This is a genomic window from Actinoplanes sp. NPDC089786 (assembly GCF_040684855.1).
GTDB lineage: Bacteria > Actinomycetota > Actinomycetes > Mycobacteriales > Micromonosporaceae > Actinoplanes.
Genome location: NZ_JBFBGU010000001.1, coordinates 380,929 through 393,573 on the forward strand (window position 1 = coordinate 380,929; position 12,645 = coordinate 393,573).

The window sequence follows — 12,645 nt, forward strand, 5'->3', positions numbered from 1 at the left end:
AGTCCAGTGGAGATCGCCTAAATGTGATGTGCCGCCGGCGGTGGCGGAGTTTGCGTGGTGTTGGTGACGTGGGCACCCGCTGGGAGCAGGTCGGCGAGAGCGCACCAGCTAGTCCAGCGGCCCTGGAATTCTATGGTTGACGTGTGGTCTGTCAGCAAATATTGAGCTCGACGAATATAAGCAGGCGGCGACCATATCTAGATGGTGGGGCCTCGTGCAGGCCCGCTCGTCGAGGACATGATCTGGCCTCGATATCGCCTGCGAGACGCACCTCGGACACATTAGCGGCCATGCGGGTGGTAAGGATCGGGGTCTATCCCGACTGGCTACGGCTTGATGGTTATCGAGGGCGGGCGCTTGTGGGACACCCTTCGGCTCGGAATGGTTTGCGGGGATCTTCGGGCGGCACTACCGGCAGGTTTATGCCTATACGGTCAGCCGGGCTGGGCGGGAGCTTGCGGACGACACTTTGAGTGACACCTTTCTGGTGGCTTGGCGGCGGTTGGACGCCGTACTGAGAATGCACTTTCCTGGGTGCATGAGCGGCATCGGGAGGCGGCTCGGCATGTGCGGCTGCTGGGGCGGGTTTCGACTTCGGTTGAAGGGGACTTTTGCCGAAGCGGTGGCTGAGCGGGCGGTGACTCTCGCGGCTCTGGACGCGGGGGCTGACCTGGAGGTTCTTACGCTGGTCGGGTGACATGGTCCGACTGCCGGAGAGGCCGCTTGGGTGGTGAGCTGTTCCACGGCCACTTTTCTGGTGCGGCTGCATCGCGCCCGGCGGCGCTTCAAGCGCGCTCTTGCAGAAACTGAGCCATTTTCATCGTGACGGTGCAGGTCACGGACAGTGCGGGAGGCGGGTGTCCATGTAGGACGAGGCTCCCGGTAGGACAGCAATCGACCAAGATCAGATGCCCCAACCGGGAGCCTCGCTGTGCTGTCTTACCCTGCCGCGATTCCGTTGTCCACCCGCAGCCTGAACCACCTCGCCGCCCTCATCCGGACCCGTCGTCAGCAGCGCCGATCCCGGTGGCGGCGCCTTGACCCCGGCCGGCAGGCCCTGCTCGCCCTGGCCCACCTGCGTAACGGCGACACCTGACCCGCCTGGCCGCCGGCTTCGAGATCGGAGTCACGACGGCCTGGCGTTACGTCCGCGAGGCCATCGACCTGCTCGCCGCGACCGGTAACGACCTGGACACCGTCATGAACCGGATCCGGCTGCTCGCCTACGCCATCCTGGACGGCACCCTGATCCCGATCGACCGGGTCGCCGACCAGAAGCCGTACTACTCCGGAAAGCACAAGCGCCACGGCGTGAACGTGCAGGTCATCGCCGACGCGGCCGGGCGTCTGGTCTGGACCTCGGCTGCGTTGCCCGGCTCGACGCACGACCTGAGCGCGGCCCGCACCCACGGTATCATCGACGCCCTGACCAGCGCCGATGTGATGACCTTCGCGGACAAGGGATATCAAGGCGCCGGCGGCAGCGTGCGGACACCGTTCAAACGGCGTCGTTACCGGGCCGAAGCTGTCACGCCGGCAGAAGGCCGTCAACCGGGCGAACGCGAAGATCCGCGCCCGCGGCGAACGCGCGATCGCCACGCTCAAGACCTGGAAAGTCCTGGTCAAGCTGCGCTGTTGCCCGCGCCGCGCGACCGCGATCGTGCAGGCCATCCTCGTCCTGCACCACGTCGAGGCCAACCGCTACGCAGGATGAAAAGGCTCACTGAGCAGACGGCCGTCGTCTTTCCGTCACCCTCAACAGAGGAGATTCGCGATGAACGGCCCTGATACCCGTGCGATGCAGATGGTTGCTGAGGCGCGTCCGACGGTGCTTGACGATGCGCCTGACCGGCCTGTTCCCGTCCTTTCCGGACGTGCCGACGCCGACGCCAGCGCCGACGGCGGCACGGAACAGGGTGGGGCGCCGACTGCTCTGGGCGGGGCTGGTGCCGACGGCAGCCGCGGGGCCCGCCGACTTCGCGGACCCTGCCCGCTCCGAGGGGTGAGCGGGCCCGAATCATCTTGGCTGCGCCATGCCCGCATGATGTCTCGGTCGATGTGACGGCGGCTTTGCCCTCGGCGGTATGCCTCTCACGTACGCCCAGATCAAAGCCCTTGCCCACCGACCCGGACTGGCTGAAGGCGTACCTCATCGCGCTGGACGACGCGACGGGACCTGGACGTCGGAGCAGCTTGAGCGGTGGCATGTGGAGATGCTCTTCACGCACTCGTGGACGCTGCTCACCGAGCTGCCGGTACCGCTAGCGGTGCGCGTCACCACCCTCCGGATGGTGGCCGACCTGCTGGGGCTCACGTCCAAGGGCACGCTGCGGGACGCGAAGGGCCGGGCCGGCGCGGGGACCGTAATACCTACCAGGTGAACGATTTGCTTGGTCGAGACGACGCTGATGTCGACCCCAAGACGGGGTCGCTGCTGGAGCAGGAGGAAGAGCACGAAGCGTCGATCCTGCTGGACGCGCGCTTCTCCGACGCCGCGCCGCCCCGCGCCGTCGGCTGATGAGAACTCGATCCGGGGCTGAGGGAGATACAGGTACGTCAGAGGTCGCCGGGCGAGCGAAGGAACCGGTGCAAGTGACGGAGCGGGTGAGCCGGACCGATGGCGTGATGATCGAGGCGTCGCGGCGGGGCCGGCCACGGCTCGGGTGGCGGATCGCCAGCGCGGGGCTGGCCGTCGCGGTGGCCGCGGTGCTGACCGTCGCCGTGGTCGGCCGGGCCGGCGAGCTGCCCGCCGGAGAGAAGAGCGAGATGAGACGCAGATCAACAGCGGCCGACGCGTACGCCGAAGTAGGTTGACGCTGTGTCGTTGAGAGCTGATCTGAGCAGTGCCGACCTTGATGAGATCCGGCAGTCCGCGCTGGGCGCCGCCGACCCCCTGGGCGTTGCGGCTGAGCTGGCCGAGGCCGCGGAGTCGGGGCGGCTGGCCGATGAGGAAGACGCCGGGTACGCGCTGGCGCTCGCCGGTGAGATCGCTGAGAGTCGTGCGAAACATGATGCGGCGTTGCGTTACGTCGACCGGGCGCTCGAGGCGTACGGCAAACGGGACGACAGCCGGGTCGGCGCCGCTCGGGGACTGCGGGCCCGGATCCTGTTCCGGGTCGGCCGCGAGGACGAGGCCGTGGCCGAGCTCGAGCCGCTGCGTCCGCTGCTCACCCAGTACGGGGACGCGGCGGCCTACGTCAGTGCGGCGCTGGCCGTCGGCGGGCGCCACCGGGTGGCCGAGGAATGGCTGACCGAGGCGGTGAAGACCGCGCTGGCCGGGCGTGACGGTGAGCCGGCCAGCGCCGACGACGCGGGGTTGCTGTTCTTCCTGCTTCAGCAGCGGCACCGGGTACGTCATGTGCTCGGGCTGCCGCACGACACGCATGACAACCTGGCCGAGCGGCTCGAGACCAAGCTGGCCAACACCTCCGCCCAGGCCGCCGCCACGCCGGCCGATGACCTGCTGTTCTTTCCGCGGGCCGAGTTCGACCAGGTGATCGCCGAGTGGCCGGCGCTGGCCGAGGTGTACGGCGGCGACTGGGACGAGCACCGGGCGCGGCTCGAGCGGGAACTCGTCCGGCTGGCCGGCGTCGGCCGCACGGGACTCGCCCTGCTGCGGGGCTCGGCGGCGGGGCTGAAGCGCCAGGAGGGTGACCGGGCCGCCTATGCGAAGCAGCTGACCGGGGAGATCTCCTGGCCACCCGAGCGGAACGCACCCTGCTGGTGCGGCTCCGGCAGCAAGTACAAGAAGTGCTGCCGCCCCCGGGTTTAGGCGAGGCCTGAGTGGCTAAGTGCTGTGCTGGCGCCGGGTCGGCCGGCGTCCGCGTACGGAAGGAAAAGCACTTATGGCTATCTCCGTGAACCTTGACGCTGTGCTGGACAAGGCCTACGAGTCGAAGACCCTGGCCGAGCTCGCCGACGCCCCGGTGTCCGCGCTGTCCGGGGTGAGCGACGCGGACGGGGAGGCGCTGCAGACGGCGTTCAACATCAAGACGATCGGTGATCTCGCCGACAGCAAGTACGTGAAGGCGGCTCAGGCCATCGCCGAACTCGGCCGCATCGCCAAGTAGCAGGAGTTTAAATCCGCCGAACGGGGCATCCCATTCGGATGAGCCGGTTGCAGACAATCCGTGAGCGGGCGCGGGAACGAATCGCTAGGGCGGCGACCCGTAACCCGCCGCCCTATGTGCCCCCCGACGACGCCGAACCAGTCCGGGTTGTGGAGCAGCCGCCGGGCACGGACGACGTGCTGCCGCGCGGCGTCCGGACGGCCGGCGCCTGGGCCTGGCGGTTCATCCTCTTCTGTGTCGCCGCCTACCTGGCGCTGCGGCTGATCTCGCTGCTGCGCGTGGTGATCATCCCGGTCGTTGTCGCCCTCCTGCTCGCCGCGATGTTCCAGCCGGTCGCCGCGTTGCTGGTCAAGCGGGGGATGAAGCGGTCGCTGGCGGCGGGCCTGGTGCTGATCGCGGCCCTGGTCGTGGTCTTCGGTGGGCTCAGCCTGATCATCCGGACCTTCATCAACCAGCTCGACTCGCTCTCGACCCAGGTCGGCGACGGGATCAACGAGGTGCAGAAGTGGCTGTCCCAGGGGCCGCTGCACATCTCCAACGCCCAGCTGGGTCAGTACGTCGACCGGATCCGCGACGCGATCACCCAGAACCAGGGCACGCTGACCAGCGGCGCCCTGAGCACCGCGACCACGCTCGGTGAGCTGGTCACCGGGTTCTTCCTGGTGCTGTTCACGCTGTTCTTCTTCCTGCGGGACGGCGGGCAGATCTGGAACTTCCTGTGCCGGCTGCTGCCCCAGGACGCCCGGCGGGCCACCGCGCGGGCCGGGCACTACTCGTGGCACACGCTGGTCTCGTACGTGCATGCCACGGTGCTGGTCGCCTTCGTCGACGCGCTCGGCATCGGCATCGGGTTGCTGATTCTGCGCGTACCCCTGGCCGTGCCGTTGGCCGCCCTGGTCTTCCTCGGCGCGTTCATCCCGGTCGTCGGCGCCACCCTGTCGGGCGTGGTCGCCATCCTGGTCGCGCTGGTCACGAACGGACCGTTCAGCGCGCTGATCGTGCTGATCATCGTGATCGCGGTGCAGCAGCTCGAGGGCCACATCCTGCAGCCGCTGATCATGGGGCGGGCGGTGGCGCTGCATCCGCTGGCGGTGATCCTGGCGATCGCCTCGGGCATCGTGGTCGCCGGCATCGTCGGCGGGCTCATCGCCGTACCCCTGCTCGCGGTCCTGAACACGGCGATCCGCTATCTGGTGCGGCACCCCAGCGGGGAACCCACACCGGACCACGAACCGCCGGGAACGGATGAGACTGAGGTCGGGCAGGACAAGGACGTGGCGACGGTGCCGTGACTCAGGGCGGCCCGTCGCCGTCGAGGCCGCCGGTGTAGCGTTCGGGGCTCTCGGTCTCGCCGTCGTCACCGTCCTGCTCGGCGGTCGCCACCTCGGTCTGCTCGTGCTCCTCGGCGAAGTCGCCGGTTTCCTCGTCAGGATCTCCGATCGGTTCCATGTACGGCCGGATACCCGCCGACCGGGACGGTATGCGGCCGAGGATTCGCCTATGATCTTCCCGCCATCACGGGGGAAGGTCCACAATGCACATTGCGGTTGCGCTGGCGACGATTGCGGCCATCACCACCGGTGTTCAGCCGGTCGATCCCGTGCCCACCGATCTCGAGACCGCGGGCCAGAGCTGCGACACCGCGGCGCCCGGCCCGTACCTGCGGCAACAGATCGTGAGCCGCACCGGATCGCTGGCCGAACCGGGCGACGGCGCCGAGGCGGAGTTCGAGCAGTGGGACGTCGCGCACCCCGACGACCGTGAGCAGAAGCTCGCGAGTATCGCCGGTCGCGAGGTCTACTCCCAGGTCGAGTCGCACACCGACGGTGTCACCCACGCCTGGCGGGTGCGGGTCAAGCGCGGCGACGCGGCCTCGGCCTGGACCGACACCTGCCACTACACGATCGACCGTACGGCCGGAGAGCCGCCGGTCATCGTCTCGTCGGTGTATCTGCCCGCGGAGCGGCACAACGTCGGTGGCATCGGGGTCACCGGCACGTTCACGGTGACGCCAGCGAGCGACGACATCGTGCGCTACCGGTACCGCTTCGAGTCGGACGGCTCGGACGGCGAGTGGACCACGACCGACGCGGAGACACTGAGTGCCCCGCTGAGTTTCACCTGGGCGCCGGCCATCGGGGGCTCACACAGCATCCTGGTCGAGGCGATCGACCGGGCCGGCAACACGGCGCGGGTGTCGGAGGAGTTCTACGTTCGCGAGAGCCGGCCGACCGTCACCTCGTACGCCTACCCCGACGAGGTCGTCCAGTCGCCGCACCTGGAGTACAACGTCGGCGTACCCGGCGATTTCCGGTTCGACTCGCACGTGGCCGACGGCGTCGCGGTGGAGTGGTGGATCGACGAGGGCGGCCCGTCCGGTTCGGCGCCGTTGGCCGGCATCGGCAGTGCTCACGTGATGATCGCGCCGACCCGGGCCGGGCGGCAGACCCTCCACGCGCGGAGCGTCACCGCGGACGGCACCAAGCATGCCACCCGGGCGTACACCTTCATCGTCGACAACGGCCCGGCCCTCGAGCTCGACCCGAGTTCGCTCAGCCGGAACGGCACCCTGGTCGTCGGGACGCCCGCGGTGTTCCACCTCGCTCCCCGCAGCCCGGACGTGGCCGAATACCTCTACACCTTCACCGATCTGTACGACCGGACGATCGCCACCGGCACGATCCCGGCCGCCACCCCCACGCTGGTGCGGAACCTGACCGTCGCCGACGACGACATCGAGTGGCTGACCGTGCGGAGCCGCGGCGCCGACGGCACCCTCTCCACGGTGCGGTTGCTCGGGCTCAACGTGGACGTGGCCGCGCCCGACGTGATCCACAAGGGCGGCAACGGGATCGGCGACGAGTACACGTTCACCGCGCGAACCCTGATGGACCGCGTCGTCGACTACGTGGTGACGTTCAACGACGACCCGGCCACCGAGCGCGTCGTCCCCGCCGCGGCCGACGGGACGGCCACGTTCCGCTACACGCCGACCCGCGCCGGCGAACACGAGCTGACCATCTACGCCCGCAACGCGCACGGCCGCACGGCCGACGGTTCCGACGGCTGGACGGTCACCGACGCGCCCCGGATCAGCTCGGCCGAGTTCCCCGAGGGCGGGACCGGCCGGCTCGCCCCGGGCACCTTCACGTTCCGCTCGCGCCAGCCCGGGACGGTCCGGTACGAGTACGCGATCGACTTCGGCGCCTGGCTGCCGCTGACCGCCGGCGCCGACGGCTCGGCGACCACCCCGGCCTGGACGCCGGCCACGTCCGACCGGCACACGGTCACCGTCCGCGGTTACACCGCCGACGGCAAGCGGTCGGCGACCAACTCCTCCACGTTCGAGACCGAGCCCGCCGACGTGGTGGTCACCGAGGTCGGCCCGTCGTCCGTGCCGGCCGGCGCCGTGCGGGCGCTCACCGTCTTCGGGCGGGCGCTGCACGCGAAGGACGTGGTCGAGGTGACGCCGACCGGGGGCCGGGCGCTGCCGGGCACGGTCACGGCGGTCTCCTCGTCCGGCGTCCAGATGACGGTCGAGGTGAACCTGCTGTCGGCGTCGGCCGGGCCGGCCACGGTGACCCTGCGTCCGTACGGCGCGAACCAGCCGACCGTGGTGCGTACCGCCGCCTTCACGATCGGGGCGCCGCCCGCGATCTCCCCGACCAAGGCCCCGGCCATCACCGGAACGCTCGCCGTGGGCAACGTGCTCCGGGCCACCGGCGGGCTCTGGTCGCCGACGCCGGCCGCGTCCTCCTACCAGTGGAGCGCGAACGGCGTCGCGATCAAGGGCGCGATGGGTACGTCATACACGGTGCCCGCCGCGCTGGCCGGCAAGCGTCTCGCGGTGACCGTGACCGTCTCCCGGCCCGGCTACGTCTCCGCCCGCTCGGTCTCCGCGATGACCGCGCCGATCGCCAAGGGCCGGGCCCCGGTCGCCACGGCCCGGCCCAAGATCACCGGTACGGCCCGGGTCGGCCGGACGCTGACCGGCTCCACCGGCTCGTGGTCGACCCGCGTCGACTCGTTCCGGTACGAGTGGCAGCTCAACGGCGTCCGCATCCGTGGCGCCGCCGGCCGGACCCTGAAGCTGACGTCGTCGATGGCCGGCAAGCGCATCACCTTCACCGTGTACGCGGTGAAGGCCGGATACCACGACGGCCGGACCATCAGCTACACGGTGACCGTGCGCCGATGACCCGGCCGTCGTTGTCGACGAAGGACTGATCAGCCCCGGAAGCCGGCGAAGATCTTGCTGAACTCGAACGGCGACTGAGCCACGTTCGTGCACTGGAACAGGGCCCCGGTGCAGGCGTTCTTGTCGCGGTTGAGCTCCCAGAACGAGACGAAGCCGAGGTGGTTCTCGTTGGCGAAGGCGACCAGGTCGCGGGCGTCGTCCTGGGTGAACCGGCCGTTGTCGTCGTTCTGGCCGAGCATCGGGGTGACGCCGACCATCTTGAAGGCGGCCGCGTCGCTGTTCCCGTACACCTGCTTGATCTGGTCCTTGGTCGACCGGACGGCCTGGATGGCCAGGTCACCGTAGTCCTGGCCGGCCCGCCCGTAGTCCATCGCCATGATGTTGACCAGGTCGACGTCGACCCCCGCGTCCTTGGCCGAGCGCACCACGTTCAGGCCGTCGTTGGTCAGACCCTCCGGGAGTACGGGCAGCGTCAGCGAGATCTTCAGTCCCGGGTTGGCCTTCTGCAGCGCGGCCAGGGCGGTCGACCGGCGCGCGATCGAGGCGGCGTCGGCGGACGCGGCGCCCTCGATGTCCAGGTCGATGTAGTTCAGGTCGTAGGCGTCGACGACGGCCTGGTACTCGGCCTGGAGCGCGCCCACGTTCGTGCAGGCCTGGGCCAGCTCGATGCCGGTGGCGCCGCCGAACGACACCTTCACGTCGCCGCCGCCCGACCGCAGCGCGGCGATCTGGTCGGCGAACTGCTTCTGCCGCGGGTCGAACGCTCCGAACCAGCTGGCCTTGCAGCCCGCGCCGGTCACGAAGGCCAGCGAGAACGAGTCGACGTTGCCGCTGCTCGCGAGCTGGCTCAGCGTCGTGGCGCCGTTCGAGAGCAGACCCATGTCGACGTACGGTGCGGCCAGCACGCCGCCCGCTGTGGGTGTCGTCGGGTCTTCCGCCGGCTCTTCCGCGGGCGGGGTCGTCGGGTCCTCGGCCGGTGGTGTCGCCGGGTCTTCCGCCGGCTCCTCCGCCGGTGGTGGCGTTGTCCCGCCGCCGCAGTCGGCGCCGTTGATGGTGCAGCTGGTCGGGTCGCCGCTGCCGACCACCACGAAGCCGAACTCGGCGGCGCCACCGGCCGGGATGGTCGCGTTGTAGCCCTTGTTCGAGGCGGTGGCCGTACCACCGGAAACCGCGACCGAGGCATCCCAGAAGGTGCCCACCTTGGCCGAGCCCGGCAGCCCGAAGGCCAGCTTCCAGCCCTCGACGGCCTCGCCGCCGGTGTTCCTGATCGTGTACTTGGCCTGGTAGCCCGAGCCCCAATCGGAATCCTTGCTGAAGCTGGCGGTCAACGTCGCGCCGCCGTTGGTCCCGGCGACCGCGGCGATGGCGCCACCGCCGGCGGCCAACACTGCCGCTCCCGCATAGATGGCCAGCCGTAGCCGCTTGCGTCCCATGTGACAACTCCGATCAAGGGGGCTTTCCGAACCGCCCCGATCGTGGTCGCACACCCCTTAACAAGCCTTGCCAGTTTCCTTAAGTCCGCTTAAAGGCCCGGTCGTCGGTGATCACGCGACCGGAGGACTGCCGGTACGCCCGGTGATGCTGGAGGCTGGAAGCAGGGGGTGGCCATGTCCTCACGCGCCAGTGACCACGCTCGCTATGCCGGCGGCTACCGGTCGGTGACCATCCTCGACTCGGCTCTTCTGCGGTCCTGATCGGTCAGTCGCCCGGCACCGCGTAGCGGGCGGTGCGGCGGTCGATCTCCTCGTCCAGGTCCTGGTCGTGCTGCTCCTGGACGGCTCGGGTGCGCTCGTCGATCTGGTGGATGGTCTGCTGGACCGAGGCCTCGACGGTGTGGTCGACCACGCTCAGCCGGTGGCCGAAGAACCGCAGCCCGGCCTGGAGCTTCGCGTTGACCAGGCGGTCGTAGGACGTCGTGCCCCCGAGGATCTTGGCCAGGACCGGGAGGCTGTCGACCATGATGAGGAGCATGCGGACCAGCCACTGAGCCGCGGTGACGAAGGGGCTCTCGTCGGACAGCCGCTCCAGGCCCCGCGCCTCGTCGATGATGTCGATCTTGCCGAAGCTCCCCGCGAAGGCGTCGACCTTGGTCTTGATCCCCTGCGCCACCACGTCGCTGTGCGACTTCTGCTGGCCGGCCAGGGTGCCGGTCTGCGCGTTGATCTGCGTGTCGAGCTCGGTGATGCGCGCCCGCTTGGCGGGCAGGTCGATCTCCCGCTGGAACCGGTCGGCCACCTGCGTCGCCCGGTCGCAGCGGAAGCCCTTGCCGGCCCGGCCGGACGTGCCGTCCCGCTTCACCCCGGCGCACTCGTCCTGCGCGAACTTCTGCTTCACGTCGAGCTCGTCGTTCAGCCGGGTCACGTCACCGGACAGCTTGTCCCGCTCGGCGCTCAGGTTCACCAGACTTCCTTGTGCGGCCGCCGTTCCGTCCACGCCGAGCTGATAGTCGTGGCATTCCGGCACGGCCGCCGTGCTGCCGCCGGTGGCCGGGTTGCACCGGGCCCAGAGGCCGGCCTCGGTCCGGATCTGCTCCTGGCGATCGTGCTCGACGTTCGCGTGGATCGCCGGGTGGAAGATCCACAGGACCAGCGGCTCGGCGATGACGCTGCCGAGCAGGACCGCCATGATCAGCCGGGGCACGAACATCAGCCAGCGCTTGTGTCCGGTCGAGCCGTGCGTGCTGGACACCATCCAGCTGTCGATCGCCAGCACCAGGACGCCCCAGAACAGCGCCATCGGGACGATCACCGGCCAGGGCACGTCGAGCACCCGCTGCACCGCGACGAACAGCGAGATCGCCGCCATCAGACCGGTGTTGACCAGGATCAGCCCGAGCCGCGTGTAGCGCGGCCGTTCCTCCGGGACCCAGTCCAGGATGTCCTCACGAATGCCGATCAGCCGCCGTGGCAGCACGGCGACGCTCGGGTCCGGCTCGACCGGGCGCCGGTCGGCGACGGTCGGCTGGGTGGTGGCCCGGCCCAGGTCCTCGGGGGACAGCCGGATCCGGGGCAGTTCGACCGTGTCAGTCGTCATCTTCATCCCGCACTTCCACGTCCACGTCGATGGCCTCGTCGTCGGAGTCCGACGGGTCCCGGTCGGTCCGGCCGGCCTCGATCGGGGTGGCGGCGCCGCCCGGCAGCTCCGCGCTCCCGGCGGCGAGCCCGGTGCCGGAGATGTCGGCGACCAACTGCTCCACCTTCAGGTTGACCATGTCGAGGTGGCCGTTCTTGGCCAGCTCACGCAGCACGTCCAGCTTGATCTCCAGTTGCCGGTTGCGGTCGGCGCGGTCCTCGGCCCGCCGGGCCCGCTTGTCCTCGCGTTTGGCCCGTTGGGCCTCCAGCCAGGCCTCCCGCTCGAACCGCTCGCGTTCCATCCGTTCCTCGCGGGACTCGTGCCGGCGCGCGGTGGCGTCCTGCTGTTGCCAGTCCAGCGCCTTGCGCTCGTCCTCGCGGTCCAGCTGCCGTTGCTCGCGGGCGTAGAGGTCCTGCTCGCGGCGGTCGGAGATCATGGACTCGGCGACGTCCTTGGCGTCGACCTGGCCACGGGCCTCGGCGTACAGCATCGCCCGCCGCGGATCCTCGCCGAACGCCTCGAAGGCGAACTCCGCCTCCTGCCGTGCGAACTGCAGGGCCCGCGCCCGCTGACCCTGATCGTGGTCCTGGTCCTCCCGTTCGGTCGCGTGCTTGCCCTTCCGGCGTTGCCCGGCCAGGACCTGCTCGTGCCGGTCCTCCTCGAGCTGCTCGCGGCGGCGGAACTGGTTGCCGTCCTTGCGGAGCTGGTCGTCCCACCCGGCGTCGCGGCGTTTGCGGTGGAAGTCGGCGACCTCCTGCGGGGTGGGGATCTCCACGCCGACGAAACTGAGCATCAGGCCGTGAATGACCGGCGGCTTCACTTCCGCGTACGCCCGGATCCGTGCGGCCACGTCGTTGCGGACCTGGGTCAGGTCGTCCATCCGGTAGTTCAGCGCCAGGTGACCCAGCTTCGAGTCCCGGCGGAGGTAGGCCAGGATGGCCGCCTTGGCGTCCAGGTTGTCGCGCACCACGCGAGCCGGATCGAGCACGGTGCAGCTGAACGACACCCGCAGCGCGAACTCCGTGCCGTCGGCCGACGGGATGGTCAGATCCACCGTGACCACCACCCCGTCGCCGCGGTCGACCAGGCACACCAGGTCGGCCCGCACCACGTCGTCGTCCCGTGGCGACAACTCACCGTGGTTGACCACGTAGCGTCCGTCCACCCGGTACACCCAGACCTCGTGCGCGCCGGCCTTGGGCAGGTCGCTGTGTTCCCGGCGTTTGCGGCCCAGGCCGAACGGGCCGCGCCGGGCGGCCGGATCGAGATGCTCACTGCGGACGATCGGATATGCGCTCATCACGT

11 protein-coding genes and 1 pseudogene are annotated in these 12,645 nt (G+C 69.7%); 8 read left to right on the top strand and 4 right to left on the bottom strand.

The window, feature by feature from the left end:
- Window positions 1-931: 931 nt before the first annotated feature.
- From AB0O15_RS01795 to AB0O15_RS01825, 7 genes and pseudogenes are all read left to right on the top strand, one after another.
- Window positions 932-1,714, top strand: a pseudogene (locus tag AB0O15_RS01795) (transposase family protein).
- A 499-nt stretch (window positions 1,715-2,213) separates the two neighbouring features.
- Window positions 2,214-2,381, top strand: coding sequence for a hypothetical protein (locus AB0O15_RS01800; RefSeq protein ID WP_364312665.1), 168 nt, complete (start codon window positions 2,214-2,216; stop codon window positions 2,379-2,381).
- A complete protein-coding gene (locus tag AB0O15_RS01805) occupies window positions 2,378-2,518 on the top strand; it encodes a hypothetical protein (RefSeq protein WP_364312668.1) in 141 nt (46 codons plus the stop codon). The genes AB0O15_RS01800 and AB0O15_RS01805 overlap by 4 nt, the downstream gene beginning before the upstream one ends.
- 86 nt (window positions 2,519-2,604) lie before the next feature.
- Window positions 2,605-2,814 carry a hypothetical protein gene (locus tag AB0O15_RS01810; protein WP_364312671.1) on the top strand — a complete coding sequence of 70 codons (210 nt, stop codon included), beginning with the start codon at window positions 2,605-2,607 and terminating at the stop codon, window positions 2,812-2,814.
- 4 nt (window positions 2,815-2,818) lie between these two features.
- A complete protein-coding gene (locus AB0O15_RS01815; protein WP_364312673.1) occupies window positions 2,819-3,772 on the top strand; it encodes an SEC-C domain-containing protein in 954 nt (317 codons plus the stop codon).
- A 73-nt stretch (window positions 3,773-3,845) separates the two neighbouring features.
- A complete protein-coding gene (locus AB0O15_RS01820) occupies window positions 3,846-4,070 on the top strand; it encodes a hypothetical protein (protein WP_364312675.1) in 225 nt (74 codons plus the stop codon).
- A gap of 38 nt (window positions 4,071-4,108) precedes the next feature.
- Entirely contained in the window at window positions 4,109-5,362 is a 1,254-nt protein-coding gene (locus AB0O15_RS01825) for an AI-2E family transporter (protein WP_364312678.1), read from the top strand.
- A gap of 1 nt (window position 5,363) precedes the next feature.
- Here the strand turns inward: AB0O15_RS01825 and AB0O15_RS01830 are convergent, their stop codons facing one another.
- Complete coding sequence (locus AB0O15_RS01830; RefSeq protein ID WP_364312681.1) at window positions 5,364-5,519, bottom strand: hypothetical protein; 156 nt, start codon at window positions 5,517-5,519, stop codon at window positions 5,364-5,366.
- An 85-nt stretch (window positions 5,520-5,604) separates the two neighbouring features.
- Between AB0O15_RS01830 and AB0O15_RS01835 the strand changes: the two genes are divergently transcribed.
- Window positions 5,605-8,268, top strand: coding sequence for a hypothetical protein (locus AB0O15_RS01835; RefSeq protein WP_364312684.1), 2,664 nt, complete (start codon window positions 5,605-5,607; stop codon window positions 8,266-8,268).
- Window positions 8,269-8,297: 29 nt separating this feature from the next.
- Here AB0O15_RS01835 and AB0O15_RS01840 read toward each other — a convergent pair whose 3' ends face one another.
- The 3 genes from AB0O15_RS01840 to AB0O15_RS01850 all read right to left on the bottom strand — a co-directional run bounded on the left by AB0O15_RS01840 (window position 8,298) and on the right by AB0O15_RS01850 (window position 12,640).
- Window positions 8,298-9,701, bottom strand: coding sequence for a cellulose binding domain-containing protein (locus AB0O15_RS01840; protein WP_364312687.1), 1,404 nt, complete (start codon window positions 9,699-9,701; stop codon window positions 8,298-8,300).
- A 265-nt stretch (window positions 9,702-9,966) separates the two neighbouring features.
- The gene (locus AB0O15_RS01845) at window positions 9,967-11,307 is read right to left on the bottom strand and encodes a DUF4407 domain-containing protein (protein WP_364312690.1); all 1,341 of its coding nucleotides are present in this window, start codon (window positions 11,305-11,307) and stop codon (window positions 9,967-9,969) included.
- Window positions 11,291-12,640, bottom strand: a complete 1,350-nt coding sequence (locus tag AB0O15_RS01850) for a hypothetical protein (protein ID WP_364312692.1) — start codon at window positions 12,638-12,640, stop codon at window positions 11,291-11,293. The genes AB0O15_RS01845 and AB0O15_RS01850 overlap by 17 nt, the downstream gene beginning before the upstream one ends.
- Between the last annotated feature and the right edge of the window lie 5 nt (window positions 12,641-12,645).

What these genes read in the sequence shown, in the direction of transcription:
- AB0O15_RS01820 (WP_364312675.1), top strand. Translation starts at nt 3,846, where the DNA reads ATGGCTATCTCCGTGAACCTTGACGCTGTGCTGGACAAGGCCTACGAG.
- AB0O15_RS01830 (WP_364312681.1), bottom strand. Translation starts at nt 5,519, where the DNA reads ATGGAACCGATCGGAGATCCTGACGAGGAAACCGGCGACTTCGCCGAG.
- AB0O15_RS01845 (WP_364312690.1), bottom strand. Translation starts at nt 11,307, where the DNA reads ATGAAGATGACGACTGACACGGTCGAACTGCCCCGGATCCGGCTGTCC.
- AB0O15_RS01825 (WP_364312678.1), top strand. Translation starts at nt 4,109, where the DNA reads ATGAGCCGGTTGCAGACAATCCGTGAGCGGGCGCGGGAACGAATCGCT.
- AB0O15_RS01800 (WP_364312665.1), top strand. Translation starts at nt 2,214, where the DNA reads ATGCTCTTCACGCACTCGTGGACGCTGCTCACCGAGCTGCCGGTACCG.
- AB0O15_RS01850 (WP_364312692.1), bottom strand. Translation starts at nt 12,640, where the DNA reads ATGAGCGCATATCCGATCGTCCGCAGTGAGCATCTCGATCCGGCCGCC.
- AB0O15_RS01835 (WP_364312684.1), top strand. Translation starts at nt 5,605, where the DNA reads ATGCACATTGCGGTTGCGCTGGCGACGATTGCGGCCATCACCACCGGT.
- AB0O15_RS01840 (WP_364312687.1), bottom strand. Translation starts at nt 9,701, where the DNA reads ATGGGACGCAAGCGGCTACGGCTGGCCATCTATGCGGGAGCGGCAGTG.